Consider the following 16693-nt stretch of genomic DNA (forward strand, 5'->3'; position numbering starts at 1 on the left):
ATTTTTCGTGTTTCATCGTCATCATCATCTGACTAATTGTTTGATTCTGTGGAGATTGGTTTTACCCGGATGATGATTTATATATTTTTTGTTCATTATCATTTGCTAGTACAGGAGGAGGTGATCATTTTCGCAGGGCAGTAGTGCGAAAACCAAAGTGATCAAGATTGCAAAAAATGCCCGGATTCTGGTCAAGATTGATCATTCAGTCCATGAAAATGTGCAAAGTGCGACGCCCATTTCATCGGATCACGGACGAATTTTGCACGAAAGGCTGCAGGCGATAACTGGAGCGAAAGAGAGATGACTTTTTGCTGATGTTATACGTTAAGTTATATCTAACAATATCGAAAAATATTTGTTGCATTTAAAAGAGTTGGTTATGCGATTGATTCAAGCCTTTTCATGCCGACCAAAAACGCCCAACGACACTCACCCGTTGCGGTTGTTTTTATATCTGCGATGCGGCCGAAAAGCGGCTATCGGCGCGCGGATGAAATTCGTCCGACCGCTTTCGCCAGTATCTAAGCGTGGATAACCGCTGGAAATCGCCCGCCTGTGCCGCTACTATCCCTACCCTTCACGCCGCCCCACAGAATGGGCGTTTGACAACAACACCTGCGAATTCCTATGGCTGAAACTCATACTGTCGCGCCGCACGCGCGCGAGCTTTCCTTTGCGCACGTAGTGCGTACACCGCGCCTGCTGCTGCGCGAAACCCTGGCGGGGGTGATTACCGCGCTGGCGCTGATCCCGGAAGTTATCTCCTTTTCGGTTATCGCGGGCGTCGACCCGAAAGTGAGCCTTATCGCCTCGATTGTGCTCTGCTTTTGCATGTCGCTGCTGGGCGGCCGCCCGGCGATGGTGACCGCCGCCGCGGGTTCGGTTGCGCTGGTGATTGGGCCGATGGTGCACCAGCACGGCGTCGGCTACATTCTGCCCGCGGTGGCGCTGGCCGGGATTATCCAGATCCTGTTTGGCGTACTCGGCCTTGCGCGCATGATGCGCTATATCCCCCGCTCGGTGATGACCGGCTTTGTGAACGCGCTCGGTATCCTCATCTTTATGGCCCAGGTGCCGCACGTATGGGGACAAAACACCACCGTTCTGCTGCTGTTCGCCCTCACGCTGGTTATCGTGCTGCTGCTGCCGCGCGTGCTGAAAAGCGTCCCCTCCCCGCTGGTCGCCATTGTCGCCGTTACGCTTATCGCCGTATATGGCGGCTATACGCTGCCGACGGTTGGCGACGAAGGGCCGATGACGGCAGGTCTGCCAGGCTTTACCGAACTGCTGGTGCCGCTGAACCTGCAAACGCTGCAAATTATCTGGCCCTGCGCGCTCAGCGTGGCGTTTGTCGGGCTGATGGAGTCGCTGCTGACGGCAAAGCTTGTGGATGACATTACCGATACCCCATCGAGCAAGCGTCGCGAATGCTGGGGCCTGGGCATCGCCAATATTCTCGCCGGCTTTTACGGCGGCATTGCGGGCTGCGCGATGATTGGCCAGACGGTGGTGAACGTGGAGCTTGGCAAAGCGCGTTCGCGCTTTTCCACCATCGCCGCAGCGCTGGTGCTGTTGCTGCTGGTGACCGGGCTCAGCGCCGTGATGGCGAAAATCCCGATGGTGGTGCTGGCGGGCATCATGATGATTGTGGCGGTGAAAACCCTTAACTGGCACAGCATTGCGCCAGCCACCCTCAAGCGCATGCCGCTTTCGGAAACGCTGGTGATGGCGACGACCGTAGTCGTCACCGTCTGGACCGGCAACCTCGCGGTGGGCGTCGCAGGCGGGGTTATCTTCGCCATGGTGCTTTTCGCCCGCCGCGTCGCGCATGTGGTACATGCCGACCGCGAAGTGGTCGACGAGGATAAAGCGGTGCGTTATACCGTGCGCGGCCCGCTGTTCTTTGCGAGCAGCAACGATCTCTACGAGCATTTTCGCTATGCCGACGATCCCTCGTGCGTAACCATTGACCTCACCCACGCGCAAATCTGGGACGCCTCCACCGTCGCGGCGCTCGACGCCATTGAAACCCGCTATCGCCACCACGGCGCAAAAGTAAAAATCGAAGGGCTGGATTTGCGCAGCCACGATTTCCACCAGCGCCTGAGCGGCAAAATCTAATCAGCAGCCCGGCGGCGCTAGCGTTCGCGCAGCGCCTCCCGGGCCTTGTTGAGCGGTTTGATTAAGTAATCCAGCACCGATTTCTGGCCGGTTTTTATCTCCACGTCCGCCACCATGCCCGGCAGTATCGGGAAGCTTTTGCCCGCTTTATTGATCAGCGCCGCGCGTTGGGTGCGGATATAGACGCGATAAAACCACTGGTCGCGCTTGACCTCATCCTGCAGCGTGTCGGCGGAAACCATCTCTACCTCTCCTGGCAGCGCGCCGTAAATCGCCGGATCGTAGGCCGTAATCTTTACGCTTGCTGCAAGCCCCGGGCGAATCCAGGCGATGTCGCGCGGGCTGATGCGCGTTTCGACTAAAAGCCGGTCTTCCACCGGAACGATCTCCATTAGCTTGTCCCCCGGCGCCAGCACGCCGCCTGGCGTATTAAGCTGGATATCTTTGACGATGCCGCGCACCGGCGAATGGAGCGTCGCCCGTGTAAGTTGATCGCGCTTGCCCGCCACGATCTGCCGCTGGGCGTCGAGATCAGCGTTGTTTTTCACCTGCTCCTCACGGGCGCGCACCGCGTAGTCGTTACGCGCTTCGTCCATTTTGCCCTGCAACGCGCTGAGCTCTTTACGCAGCCGGATAACCTCCACCTTGCCCGCTGCGCCCTGCGTCACCAGCGGCTCGGTCATGCGCAGCTCATCCTCCACAAGCCGTGCCGACTGCTGAAGATGGCTTAGCGTCTCCTCAAGGTTGCGGCGGCGTGATTCATAAAGCTGCCGTTCACGGGCGACCAGCGCGGCGTCCTGCTCAATCTCAGGACTAAAGCGCAGCGGTTCGCCGCTTAGTTCGGCGCGCAGCCGCTCGGCGGAAGCCTGCAGGTTGCGCGCTCGCGCTTGCGCCTCGCCAAAATTTGACTGAAAGCGCACCGGGTCCAGCCTCGCCAGCAGCTGACCCTGCGCCACCATCTGCCCTTCCTGAACAAACACCTTGTCGATAACGCCGCCGTCCAGGCTTTGAATAACCTGCGCTTTGCTGGAAGGCGTAATTTTGCCGCTGCCGAGCGTCACCTCGTCGAGCACCGCAAACCAGGCCCAGACCAGAAACAGCGCAAGCGTCAAACTGCACGCCCAGATGATGCGCGTGGCGTTGCGCCTCTCATGGCGCAGCTTACGATAGAGAATAAATTTGCTCATGCTGCATGCTCCTTGCCGGTGGGCTTCGCAGGCAGGAAGCTGTTCAGCACCTCCTCGCGAGCGCCATCGGCGATAATGTGACCGTTATCCATCACCACCACCCGGTTGGTAAGCCGCAGCAGCGCGGGACGGTGCGTTACCAGCACCAGCGTGCGCCCTTCAAGCCAGCCGCCAAGGCGATGGATCACCTGCTGCTCCAGTTGCTCATCCATAGAAGCCGTCGGCTCATCAAGCAGCACAATGCGCGGGTTGCGCAGTATCAGCCGGCTTAACAAAATCATCTGCCTTTGCCCCCCGGAAAGCCCGCGCCCCCCCTCCAGAATCATGCGGTCGAGGCTTGCGGCGTCTTGCTCAATCAGGCTCAGCGCGCCGCTGATGCGCAGCGCGTCGAGAATCGCCTGCTCGCTGGCGCAGGGGTTGCCAAGCAGCAGGTTCTGGCGCAGCGTGCCGAAAAAGAGCCGCGACTCCTGCGACAGCCAGCCTACCGCCTGGCGCACCTCCAGCGGGTCGAGGCAGCGCATATCCACGCCGTCAAGCAACACCTTGCCTTGCGTCGCCTGCACCTGGCCTGCGAGCAGCTTCAGCAATGTGGATTTGCCCGCGCCGACGCGCCCCAGGACCGCCACGCGCTGGCCGGGAATAATTTGCAGTTGATTGATATGCAGATCCTGCTTACCGCTTTCCGGCGCCCAGGCGTACTGCACCTGACACAACCGATAATGACCGGGCAGCGCCGGACAGTGCGCCCGCCGCTCTTCTTCCGGCGTATCGAGGGGTTTTTTCAGCAGTTCATCAAGCCCCTGCAGCGCGCTGCGGGCGTGCTGCCAGCGCGAGAAGAGCAGCGTGAGTTGTAATAAGGGCGCGATAGCGCGCGAAGAAAGCAGGCTGCAGGCCACCAGCGTTCCGGTGGTTATCGTGCCGTCGATAATCAGAAATACGCCGTAAACCAGCATCGCCGCGTAGGTCATCTGCTGCACCGCCGACACCCAGCCATTAAAACGCGCCGCCCATTCCCGCTGCCGAATGGCTATCTGCGCGCTCACTTCATGGGTCTGCTCCCACTGGCGCTGAAACCACGGCTCCGCCTGGAGCGCTTTGATATCCTCAACCCCTTCGACGGCCTCCACGAGCACCGCGTTGCGAATTGCCCCTTCGCGCATCCCCTCGCGTGTCAGGCGCGCCAGCGGCAGCTGGATGAGCAACCCGGGAATGAGAATAAGCGGCAGCGCCAGCAGCGGGATCCACGCCAGCCCGCCGCCGATAAACGCCAGCAGCAGTAAAAACAGCGCGATAAAAGGAATATCCGCCACGGCGCCCAGGGTGGTGGAGGTCAGCAGTTCACGCAACTGGTCGATTTCCCGCAACTGGGAGATAAAAGAGCCGGTGGCTTTGGGGCGATGTTCGTTACGAATAGCGAGCGTGCGGGCAAACAGCATCGCCGAAATGCGCAGATCTATCTGCTTGCCGGTGACGTCCGCAAGGCGATTGCGCATCAGCCGCAGGACAAACTCCATTATCACGGCGCACAGCACGCCGCCCGCCAGCACCCACAGCGAAGGCCAGGACTGCGCCGGGATCACCCGGTCGTAAACCTGCATAGAAAAGAGAATGCCCGCCAGCGTCAGGGTATTGGCGACCAGCGAGGCGAGCACAATATCGCCCATGACCCCGCTCATGGCGCGAAAATGCTTCCAGAACCAGTGGCGCTGCCATGGCTTAAGAAACGCATCGATACGCTCATCGCGCACGCGCTGCACCAGCCCTATCAATACCACTTCGTCCCGGGCGTGGCTCAATAGTTTACGCAGCGGCGCCTGGCGCACCACATCGCCACCCCGGCAGAGCCAGTAGCTGACCAGCCCCTGGCGGTTTATGCTCTCGATAAGGACAGGCGTGCCGTCGTTCAGCATCAGCACGGCGGGCAATATTTCATCGTGCCAGCTTATCTCACCCGGGCTTACCTGGCTTAGCTGCAACCCCATTAGCGCCGCCAGCTTTTCCCGCGCCTCGCCATCATGCGGCGCGTGGTGCCAGCGCATCTGCTGGCGAATAAGTTCAGCATTCACCGGACGACCAAAAGCGGCGGCGCTTCGGGCGAGCAGTTGCAGCCAGCATTCGTTTTCATTTATGGATATCGTCATAATCCATCCTCATGCTCTCGCCTGGGTCAGAGTGAAGGCAGCGTGTCGCCGCTCTGCGCGCTTCTGTCGATGTCGAACCAGTCGAGCAGCGTGTCTGCCGCCGCCGCATAGTTAACGCTCGCCACGGCGGCGTCAAAACGCGCCTCTTCACGGGTGATTTGCGCCTGAAAAAGATCCTGTTCGCTACTGAGCAGGTCGTTCAGGCTGCGCTTGCCCAACTGATATTCGTTCCGGTAAACCTCCCGGGTACGCACGGCGCTCTGGTATTGCCGCTCGCCCGCTCGCAGACGGGCCTTAGCGCCGGTCAGCGCCGCATTCGCATTTGCAGCGCTCTGATCGATAAGCCGCTGCGCCTGCTCTACCTCGGCCCGTGCCGCTTCCCGCTCGCCTTCGGCCGCCTGCACCCGCGCGTTGATGGCGCCGCCCTGATAGAGGGGCGCGTTGACGCGCAGCTGCACGCTGTCATCCCACCAGCCATCACCGTTATTGATGTAGCGGGTGCGTCCCGCCTCCGCTTTTAACGTCGGCCAGCGGTCGGCCTGCGCCTGGCGCACCCGTTCGTCGCTGGCGCGCTGTTTTTCGCGGGCGCTGCGCACCGCCGACGTGCTTTCGTAATCAATACGCTTTAGCGGTTCGCGGGCGAACAGCGGCGGCAATGGCCCGAGCTGCGGGTTCGCGTCGCCGGTCAATACCGAGAGGCGCGCCAGCGCCGCCTGTTCCAGCGCCTGATACTGCGCTTCACTGGCCCGCATGCCGTCGATGCGCGTCTGCGCCTGGAGTTTATCGGAGTCGGAGTTAAGCCCGGCCTCGGCGCGCAGCGTCGCCAGCCGTGCAATATCCTCAAGCCCGCTGAGCTGCTCGCGGCTGGCCTGCGCCAGCGTCTGCTGCCGCTTAGCATCAAGCCAGGCGAGCAGCGTCTCCTGCGCCACGCGGGTAAGCGTGTCGTAGAGGGCGAAGCGGTTCGCTTCCGTCAGCCGTTCCTGTTCGTCAACGCGGCCGCGAGTTTTGCCAAAATCATATAAAAGCTGGCTGAGCGTCACGCCGCCGGCGCCGTCGCTGCGGGTGCTGTCGGCGTGTCCGGCGCTGCCCTGCAACGCTATCTGCGGGTACCAGCCGCTTTTCGCCTCATCGAGCCGGGCGCGGCTGACTTGTATTTGCGCCGCCGCCTCGGCAATACGGGGATGCCGGGCGAAGGCGCGCAGGATAGCCTCGCGCAGGCCGCTGTCGTCGGCGCGCATTGGCTCTGCCGGCGGCGCGCTGAAAGCGGGTTCAGCAGAGGTCGTCAGCAGGCCGCTCGCCGCTGGCAGCGGCAGAGCCAGCAGAAGCAGCCAGAGGGAAGAAAGAGGTAGCTTCATCATACGCCTCGCCCTTTACTGGACTCGCACATGCATGTTCTGCTCCAGGAGCGCGTCGCCCAGCGGATCGCCGTTGCTTAACGCGCCGTTATGCCAGACGTCGGTCAACTGAACGTCCACCGTCCGCTGGCTGCTGAAGTCCCACATTCCTTCCGGCGCATTCAGCAGCGTCACGCTCTCGCCCTGCGAGGCGCTGAACGTCGGGCTCTGGCTCTCTTCTTGCGCGCTGTCCCCCCCAGGCGCGATCGCGCCGCTTTCCTCTGTGGCGCTTTCCAGCCCCAACAGGCTGAAGCCATAGCGTTGCGCGGCCGTTTGCGGCTCGTCCGGCATAAAAACCGCGTCGTCGGCGCCTGCCGCTGTCGAAGCGCCGTCGGCCTGGATAACACTCATCCCGCCGATGCTGTAGCCAGGATTTTGCGGCGTAATCGCCTGGTCGGATTCGCTTGTGGGGAGCGCCTCAGCCTGCCAGTCCTCCTGCGCGAGAGCGCTAACGCTCTCAATCGCAGGCGCGGCCGCCGTGCGGTCAATCGTCACATTCCGCGCAGGCGAAATGCTGTTGCCCGCTTCATCGGTCAAAGAGGCTTGCAACGGATAGGTGCCATCAGCCAGGGCGTTCAGACTGGCGGCAGGTATGATGGTGCTCCAGCTGCCGTCACCCTGAATAGTCGCGGTCCATGACTGGCCGTTTAAGGTAACGACGACCTCGCCGCCTTCATCCACCGGCGAAGCGCTGCCGCTCACCGTCACATCCGCCAGGCTTTCCGCCTGGTTGATAAGGTCGTCTGAGGCGATGGGATCGATAGCAAGCGTTATCTGCGTGTCTACGGTAAAACCGCCCCCAGCATCAACAGCGTTGCCGCTGGCGTCGCTGACCGAGCCGACCAGCGTGTAAACGCCATCGTCCAGAGCGGCGATAACATCCGCAGGGATAACGGTGCTCCAGACGCCAGCCGCGCCAACCGTCGCGGTATACGTGTTGCTATTTAAAGAGAGCGTAACCGTTTGTCCTTCTTCTACATTAAAGGCGATGCCGGTGACGGCCAGCGGCTGGTTCGCTTCGATAGCATTGATGTAATTATCGTCAGAAGCCGCATTGATAAGCAGCGTCGGCAACGTGGCGGCGGCGGCGTCCAGGGTAAAGCTATGAGGCACGCTAATGCTGTTGCCGACGACATCGGTGAGCGAGGCGTTCAGCGTATAAGACCCGTCGGCAAGCGTGGCTAAATCTGTGGAAGGCAGCGTTGCGCTCCAGCTGCCGTCACTCTGCACCGTTGCGGTATAGACGAAACTGCCGAGCGATACGGTGACGGTGCGGCCGACATCCGCACTGTCCGCCGTACCGGTTATCGCCACATCAGATCCCGCTTCAGCGGCATTGATGATGTCATCCGACGCCACAGGATCGACCGTGAGCGTTACCGTTTTGTCGACTATAAGATTGGGTTGTACCTCGCCCGTATTTCCCTGGTTATCCGTTAAATCGACAGTAACCTGATATGCCCCGTCGGGTAATGCCAGCAACACTGAAGAAGGAAGCTCAATACGCCATGTGCCGTCGGCTTGCAGCGTTGTCGTATAAGTCACGCCGTTTAGCAGGAGCGTTATCGGCGAACCGACATCTTTCGTTTCTCCGGTGCCGCTTATCGTTATCCCGGCCTGCGCTTCCGTGGCGTTGATAATGTTATCGGCTGCAATAGCATCAATATTCAAACTGGCATGCGTATCTATCTCAACGTCGCGTGAAACCGTTATGCTGTTGCCCACCGCATCCGTCAGCGCGGCGGTAAACTGCCATAGCCCATCCGCCAGTAAACGTAGATCCTGCCCCGCTACGCCAACGCTCCAGCTCCCGTCCGGCTGCACCACCGCGGGGTAATCAACGCCTCCCACGTCTACCGTTACCGTTAGTCCGGCATCGGCAGGGCTTGCCGTACCGCTGATCGTAATACCCGCATCCCTCTCAGTCGCGTTAACAATGTCATTGGTGGCGACCGTGTTGATGGCGAGCGCAACCGTAGCGTCAAGCGTAATAGTGCGCGGCACAGAGATGCTGTTGCCAGCGGCATCGGTCAGGCTGGCGTTCAGCGTATAAGGCCCGTCGGCGAGCGCGGTTAAATCAGCGGCCGCAAGCGTGGCGCTCCAGCTGCCGTTGCTTTGTACGGTGGCGGTGTAGGTTTTACCGTTCAGGCTTATGTTCACCACCCGCCCTGCATCCAGAATCCCCGCCGTACCGCTTACTATGACCCCGGCCCCGGCTTCAGCGGCATTGATAATATCGTCCGTAGCGACTGGATTGATGGTCAGATCGGCGGTGAGATCGACAATAAATCCGCCTGTTGCGTTTGACTGGTTGCCGCTGGCATCGCTCACCAGCCCCATCACCAGGTGAACGCCAGGCGTCAGCGCGCTGACGATGCTCGCCGGCACTTCCACGCTCCATGCGCCATTCGCCCCCACCACAGCGGTTAAAGGGTTGCCGGAAAAGGACAGCGTTACTATCCGGCCAGTTTCCACATTGGTGGTGTTGCCGCTCAGAATCAGCGGCTGGCTGATTTCGTTGCCGTTAATGTAGTTATCAGTAGAAACGGCATTAATGGTCAGCGTGGGTAACGCAGCGGCGGCGTCCAGCGTCACGGTATGCGGCACGGTAGTACTGTTGCCTGCGGCATCGGTAAGAATGGCGTTCAGGGTGTAAGCACCATCAGAAAGCGCCGCGAGGTTAGCGGCGGGGATCGTGGTGGCCCACGTCCCGTTCGCCTGCACCGTGGCGCTGTAAATCACGCCGTTCAGTACGATGGTCACCGTCAGCCCGGCGTCCGCCGGGTTTGCCGTACCGCTCACCGCCACGCCCGCCCCCGCCTCAGCGGCATTAATAATGTCATCGCCCGCCACCGGGTTAACGGTGAGCGTCACCTCGGTGTCCACCGTCAGGCTGTCGTTAAGCTGCGCCGGGTTGCCGGCGATATCGGTGGAAGAGACGGTGAACGGCACATTCCCCTGCGCCAGCGCCTGGGCGTCCGCCGCCGGAATGTTCACGCTCCAGCTGCCGCCTGCGCCCACCGTGGCGCTGTAAGTGATGCCGTTCAGCACCACGCTGACTGGCTGGCCGGGCTGGAGGTTAACGCTGGCGCCGCTGAGCGTGACGCCTGCCCCCGCCTCGCTGGCGTTGATGACGTCATCGGCAGTCACCGCATTGACCGTCAGCACCGGCAGGCTGGCGGCATCGGTAATCAGCGTGATGTCGCCGCTCGCCGTCGCCGGGTTACCGGCGGCATCCGTGACGCTGCCCTGCACCGTCTGCAGCCCGTCCGCAACCGCGTCCAGGTCAGCCACCGGCACCTCCACGCTCCAGCTGCCGTCCGCCTGCACGGCGGCGCTGTAAGTGATGCCGTTCAGCGTCAGCGTCACGGTCCGCCCCGCCTCCACGTTGGTGGTGACGCCACTTAAGAGCAGCGGCGAAGCGGCTTCCGCCGCGTTCAGGTAGCCGTCGCCGGAAAGCGGCGCGATGGTGAGCGTCGGCAGGGTCGCGGCGGCGGCGTCGAGGGTCACGCTGCGCGGTACGGTCGTGCTGTTGCCCGCCGCGTCGGTGAGGCTGGCGTTCAGGGTGTACGCGCCGTCGGCAAGCACCGCCAGATCCGCCGCCGGAACCGTGGTGCTCCACGTTCCGTCCGCCTGCACCGTGGCGCTGTAAATCACGCCGTTCAGCGCAAGGGTCACCGTCAGCCCGGCGTCCGCCGGGTTTGCCGTACCGCTCACCGCCACGCCTGCGCCCGCCTCGGCGGCGTTGATAATGTCGTCGCCCGCCACCGGGTTAACGGTGAGCGTCACCTGGGTGTCCACCGTCAGGCTGTCGTTAAGCTGCGCCGGGTTGCCGGCGATATCGGTGGAAGAGACGGTGAACGGCACACTCCCCTGCGCCAGCGCCTGGGCGTCCGCCGCCGGAATGTTCACGCTCCAGCTGCCGCCTGCGCCCACCGTGGCGCTGTAAGTGATGCCGTTCAGCACCACGCTGACCGGCTGGCCGGGCTGAAGGTTGACGCTGGCGCCGCTGAGCGTGACGCCTGCCCCCGCCTCGCTGGCGTTGATGACGTCATCGGCAGTCACCGCGTTAACCGTCAGCACCGGCAGGCTGGCGGCATCGGTAATCAGCGTGACGTCGCTGCTCGCCGTCGCCGGGTTACCGGCGGCATCCGTGACGCTGCCCTGCACCGTCTGCAGCCCGTCAGCAACCGCGTCCAGGTCAGCCACCGGCACCTCCACGCTCCAGCTGCCGTCCGCCTGCACCGTGGCGCTGTAAGTGATGCCGTTCAGCGTCAGCGTCACGGTCCGCCCCGCCTCCACGTTGGTGGTGACGCCGCTCAGGAGCAGCGGCGAAGCGGCTTCCGCCGCGTTCAGGTAGCCGTCGCCGGAGAGCGGCGCGATGGTGAGCGTCGGCAGGGTCGCGGCGGCGGCATCGAGGGTCACGCTGCGCGGTACGGTCGTGCTGTTGCCCGCCATGTCGGTCAGGCTGGCGTTTATCGTATAAGGTCCGTCGGCAAGCGCCGCCAGATCCGCCGCCGGAATGGTGGTGCTCCACGTTCCGTCCGCCTGCACCGTGGCGCTGTAGTTCACGCCGTTCAGCGTCACGGTAACGGTTTGCCCGACGTCGGTGTCCGAGGCCGTGCCGCTCACCGCCACGCCTGCGCCCGCTTCGGCGGCATTAATAATGTCGTCTGTGGCGACAGCATCGATCGTCAGACTGATCGTGGTATCGACGATAAACTCGCCCGTCGCGCTGCTCGGGTTGCCGCTGGCATCGCTGACCTGCCCAGTCACAGCGTATAAGCCTGGCCCCAGCGCGCTGATAATGATCGCTGGCACCTCCACGCTCCAGGTCCCATCCGCGCCGACTACCGCGCTCAGGCTGTTACCCGCAAAATCGAGCGTGACCGTCTGTCCTTCCTCAACGTTCGTTGCCGTGCCGCTGAGCGTCAGCGGCTGGCTGATTTCGCTGCCGTTAATGTAGTTATCGCCAGAAACGGCGTTGATAAACAGTACGGGCAACGTCGCGGCGGCGGCGTCGAGGGTCACGCTGCGCGGTACGGTCGTGCTGTTGCCCGCCGCGTCGGTGAGGCTGGCGTTCAGGGTGTACGCACCGTCGGCAAGCACCGCCAGATCCGCCGCCGAAATGGTGGTGCTCCACGTTCCGTCCGCCTGCACCGTGGCGCTGTAAATCACGCCGTTCAGCGCAAGGGTCACCGTCAGCCCGGCGTCCGCCGGGTTTGCCGTACCGCTCACCGCCACGCCTGCGCCCGCCTCGGCGGCGTTGATAATGTCATCGCCCGCCACCGGGTTAACGGTGAGCGTCACCTCGGTGTCCACCGTCAGGCTGTCGTTGAGCTGCGCCGGGTTGCCGGCGATATCGACGGAGGAGACGGTGAACGGCACATTCCCCTGCGCCAGCGCCTGGGCGTCCGCCGCCGGGATGTTCACGCTCCAGCTGCCGCCTGCGCCCACCGTGGCGCTGTAAGTGATGCCGTTCAGCACCACGCTGACCGGCTGGCCGGGCTGAAGGTTGACGCTGGCGCCGCTGAGCGTGACGCCTGCCCCCGCCTCGCTGGCGTTGATGACGTCATCGGCAGTCACCGCATTGACCGTCAGCACCGGCAGGCTGGCGGCATCAGTAATCAGCGTAATGTCGCCGCTCGCCGTCGCCGGGTTACCGGAGGCATCCGTGACGCTGCCCTGCACCGTCTGCAGCCCGTCAGCGATAGTGTCCAGGTCAGCCACCGGCACCTCCACGCTCCAGCTGCCGTCCGCCTGCACCGTGGCGCTGTAAGTGATGCCGTTCAGCGTCAGCGTCACGGTCCGCCCCGCCTCCACATTGGTGGTGACGCCGCTCAGGAGCAGCGGCGAAGCGGCCTCCGCCGCGTTCAGGTAGCCGTCGCCGGAGAGCGGCGCGATGGTGAGCGTCGGCAGGGTCGCGGCGGCAGCGTCAAGGGTCACGCTGCGCGGTACGGTCGTGCTGTTGCCCGCCGCGTCGGTGAGGCTGGCGTTCAGGGTGTACGCGCCGTCGGCAAGTGCCGCCAGATCCGCCGCCGGAATGGTGGTGCTCCACGTTCCGTCCGCCTGCACCGTGGCGCTGTAGTTCACGCCGTTCAGCGCGACGATAACCGTCAGCCCGGCGTCCGCCGGGTTTGCCGTACCGCTCACCGCCACGCCTGCGCCCGCCTCGGCGGCGTTGATAATGTCGTCGCCCGCCACCGGGTTAACGGTAAGCGTTACCTCGGTGTCCACAAGAAAGCTGCGGGCGGCCACCCCCGGGTTGCCGCTGGTGTCGCTCACTTGCGCTGAGATGGTCTGCTCCCCCTGGCCAAGCGCACTGACAATAGCGGCGGGCACTTCCACGCTCCAGCCGCCGTCGGCCCCTACGACGGCGGTGAACGTAGTGCCAGCCACATTAAGCGTCACAATCTGCCCCGCCTCCACATTGGTGGTCGTGCCGCTTAAGAGCAGCGGCAGGCCCGCCTCGGCAGCATTAATTATGTTGTCGCCTGAAACCGGGTTAAGCGTGAGCGTGGGCAAGGTTGACGGGTCAGCATCCAGCGTAAAACTATGCGGCACGGTGAGCGTATTGCCGGCAAGGTCGCTGAGCGTTGCATTAATGGTGTAAACGCCATCTGTCAGCCCGGCCAGATCTTCTGCCGGCACGACGGTGCTCCAGGTGCCATCGCTCAGCACGCTGGCGGTGTAGTTCACGCCGTTCAGCGTCAGCGTCACCGTGCGTCCCGCCGCATCCGCCGACGCTGCGCCGCTAATGGTAATGGGGGAATTGCTTTCCACCGCGTTGATGATGTCATCGCCCGCTACCGGGTTAAAGCTCAGCGACAGTTCGGTATCGACGGTAATTACGTGATTCAGGCTGCTGGCATTGCCCGCCACATCCTGGGTGGCGAGCACTATCTCCATTACCCCTTGCGGCAAACTGGCCAGAGCGGCGTTGGGCACCGTCACGCTCCAGTTGCCGCTGGCGTCCACGGTGGTGTTGTAAACCACGCCGTTAAAGGTGACCGTCACCGGCTGGCCGCTCTCAAGATCGATGCTGCCGCCGCTGAGAAGAAGGTCGCTCTGACTCTCGGCGGCGTTGAGGATATCGTCGCCGGTAACGGGGTTAATGGTGAGTTCCGGCGGCGTGGTGTCGACCTCAAACTCAGCTTGCGGCGCCGCGCCGAGGTTGCCCGCGCCATCCGCCGCCACCACCGTAATGGAAACCTCGCCATTGTTTAGCTGCTGCAACACGTCAGGCGGCAGCTCCAGCACCCAGTTGCCGTTAGCGTCTACGGTAGCGATATAATTATTTCCGCCTGCCGCCACATCCACCACCAGCTGCCAGCGGCCGTCGCTGCCCAGCAGCGACGAGGTATGCTCGCGCACGTTAAACCCGCCGATATTGACCAGAACCTGCTGGCTGTCGCCAAACGCCCCGGAGGTGCCAGTCAGCAACTGTGGCTGTTGCACCTCGGCGCTGTTAAGCGCGCCGTCGCCAAAGGGCGTGTTCAGCGTGGGCTCAGGCGGCGTCAGCGCCATAGTAATGGTTTCGCTGACCGCGGCGCGGTTGCCTGCGGCATCGGTCGCACTCACGGTTAAAGGATAAAGCCCGTTGGCCATCTCACTCAGCGTATCGGCCGGTATGGTTACCAGCCAGTTGCCTTCGCCATCCGCCGTAGCGCTCCAGCTCTGGTTGTTATAGCTGACGACAACCTGCGCCCCGGGTTCAGCGGTGCCGGTAACATCAATGGGCAGCCGCGTTTCAACAAGATTGAGCAGGTTATCATTGGTGAGCGCCGTCACCGTCACCGGCGGCGGCAGGGTATCTACCAGCAGCGAGGCGCTGTTGCCCCCGCTGTTGCCAGCGGCGTCGGTTGCGGTCACGCTCACCGCGAGTCCTCCCTGCGCCAGCTGGCTCAGCACCTCTGGCGGCAGCGTTAGCGACCAGCGGCCGTCGTTATCTACCGTGGCGGTATAGGTTGTCCCGTTCAGGGAAACAAGCACCGTCTGCCCCGCGCCGCTGACGCCGGTCGAACCGGTGAGCGGCTGCGCCGTCTGGCTCTCCGCCAGGTTTAAAAGGTTATCGCCAAATGCGGTATCGATGGTGGGCGCCGGTAGTGTATGGGTTATCACCAGCAGCGAGCTTTCGGCAGTCACCGTTTTGCCCGATTCATCGGTGGCGCTGACGATTACCGGTAACGTGCCATCGGCCAGTGCCTGCGCATCCTCAGGCGAGATGGTTACTTGCCAGTCGCCATTTTGCTGCACCGGCGCGGTATAGGTTTTATCGCCAAGCGTAATGGTCACCAGCGAACCGGGTTTGAGATTTGCGCTGGTGCCGCTGATAACGAACCCGCTCGCCGCTTCCGCCGCGTTAAGGGCGTTGTCGCCAGCAATAACGCCAGGGGTGAGCACGCCTGCAGGCGTTGGCGGTTCAGGAGCAGGCGGCTGCGGCGTAGGGTTGCTGTCTCCATCGCCGCCTCCCCCGCCGCCGCCCGAGCCTGCCGCGGCGGCGATGCCGCCAAGCGCGAGCGCGCCCAGGGCGCTGGTCAGGTACGTCATCGTATGGCTGTGAGAGATAAGCAGAGGCTCGATGTTGGGCAGCACCTCAAACTGCGGTGTGACGACGCCCTCGCCTGCGGTCGGAAACGTCGCATGAGCGACTGACGTGCCGTCGTCAAAAACCAGCTCGCTGGTTTGCCCTTGCGCTTCCAGAAAATAGTTTTTACAGATGACCGTAGAGCCATCCTGCAAATGCAGGATCAGGTCGTCGCCCTGTCGCTCATAGCGCACCACACTTTGCGACGTGGCGTGCACGCGAACAATGGAGGGCTGCGTCAACAGCAACGTCCGCGTGCCGCCGCTTTGCAGCGTGCTGATAGTCTGCCCCCCGTCGCGGGCCAGCGTCTCGATGGTTACAGGGGAAGGTTGAACTGCATCACTCACAAAGGTCGCCATAGATCTCTCCTTAAAATCGCACCGGGCCGCCTGGCGCGGTGCGTTATGCCGCTAATTTTTAGTGACGCCAGCACGCGAGCCCGATACGTCCGCAGCCGCTATGCGCGTTTAACTGTTGTGTTCGTAACGGTTGACGTTTTAAGGCTTCCAGTCCTTCAGCGAAGGCAGACTATAGGGTTTGCCGTCGATGTTAACGATGAGCTTGTCGGTGGCGATTTTGCTTATCACCACGTTGCGCGCGAGGCTGTCGCCTTCTTTATAAAAATGGTTATTGAGCTTCACGCGGCTGTTTACGCCGTCAGATGAATACATGTGCTGTTGATATTTGAGGTAAGGCAGACGCTGGCGCAGCACCGTCTGGTCGTCGTCGCGCGCTTTGTCCGGTTCACGCTCCGCCTGCGGCTGCGATTCGTCCATCGCCCCTGGCGGGACATCAGAGTTGAATTCCCGGCTCTGCTCGCGCAGCGCCATCGCCAGTTTTTCCCGCAGCTTCGCCGCGTCTGCGCCCCCTTCCGGCGGCAGCATCAGCGCGCTTTCCTGGAACAGCGGTTCGCTCTCCGGCGGCGTGTTAAGCGGGTTTTGCAGCGGCGAGCGGGCGAAAAGCGCGTTTTTCAACTCATCGACCTGCGGCTGCGTGGTGGGCAGCGCTTTGGTGGTGTAGACGTAGTGAACCTCAGAAATAAACGTTTCCGGCTGCTCCACTTTCACCACCGGCGCAGGCGGGGGATTGCGAAAATTCCAGTAAAGATGGAGATAACTGCCCCCGACGCCGGCGGCGATAGCGCCAGCGCCAAACGCCAGCAGCGCCAGCGCCAGACGCTTAACGGGACGGCGGCGGCTTAAGCGCACGCGCTGGTTGGTTTGCACGCTCTCATAGGCGGCGGTGAAAATTTCAGACATG

The 16693-nt window shown here is 62.5% G+C and carries 6 protein-coding genes; 1 reads left to right on the forward strand and 5 read right to left on the reverse strand.

Annotated elements, in window-relative coordinates; all coding sequences use genetic code 11:
* The first annotated feature begins 630 nt into the window (after window positions 1-630).
* Window positions 631-2124: a SulP family inorganic anion transporter gene (locus MT962_RS18675; RefSeq protein ID WP_247366204.1), complete on the forward strand. Its 1494-nt coding sequence runs from the start codon at window positions 631-633 to the stop codon at window positions 2122-2124.
* A 17-nt stretch (window positions 2125-2141) separates the two neighbouring features.
* On the opposite strand, the gene MT962_RS18680 is transcribed toward MT962_RS18675, so the two are convergent.
* From MT962_RS18680 to MT962_RS18700, 5 genes are all read right to left on the reverse strand, one after another.
* Window positions 2142-3311 carry an HlyD family efflux transporter periplasmic adaptor subunit gene (locus tag MT962_RS18680; protein ID WP_024556281.1) on the reverse strand — a complete coding sequence of 390 codons (1170 nt, stop codon included), beginning with the start codon at window positions 3309-3311 and terminating at the stop codon, window positions 2142-2144.
* Window positions 3308-5452 (reverse strand): type I secretion system permease/ATPase, encoded by a 2145-nt coding sequence (locus MT962_RS18685; RefSeq protein WP_024561830.1) that lies wholly within the window; start codon window positions 5450-5452, stop codon window positions 3308-3310. The genes MT962_RS18680 and MT962_RS18685 overlap by 4 nt, the downstream gene beginning before the upstream one ends.
* 26 nt (window positions 5453-5478) lie before the next feature.
* A complete protein-coding gene (locus tag MT962_RS18690) occupies window positions 5479-6810 on the reverse strand; it encodes a TolC family outer membrane protein (protein WP_247366205.1) in 1332 nt (443 codons plus the stop codon).
* Window positions 6811-6822: 12 nt separating this feature from the next.
* The gene (locus MT962_RS18695; RefSeq protein WP_247366206.1) at window positions 6823-15792 is read right to left on the reverse strand and encodes an Ig-like domain-containing protein; all 8970 of its coding nucleotides are present in this window, start codon (window positions 15790-15792) and stop codon (window positions 6823-6825) included.
* A gap of 138 nt (window positions 15793-15930) precedes the next feature.
* Window positions 15931-16692: a general secretion pathway protein GspB gene (locus tag MT962_RS18700; protein WP_024556278.1), complete on the reverse strand. Its 762-nt coding sequence runs from the start codon at window positions 16690-16692 to the stop codon at window positions 15931-15933.
* Window position 16693 lies beyond the last annotated feature (1 nt).

It is taken from the genome of Franconibacter sp. IITDAS19 (genome assembly GCF_023079515.1).
Lineage (GTDB): Bacteria > Pseudomonadota > Gammaproteobacteria > Enterobacterales > Enterobacteriaceae > Franconibacter > Franconibacter pulveris.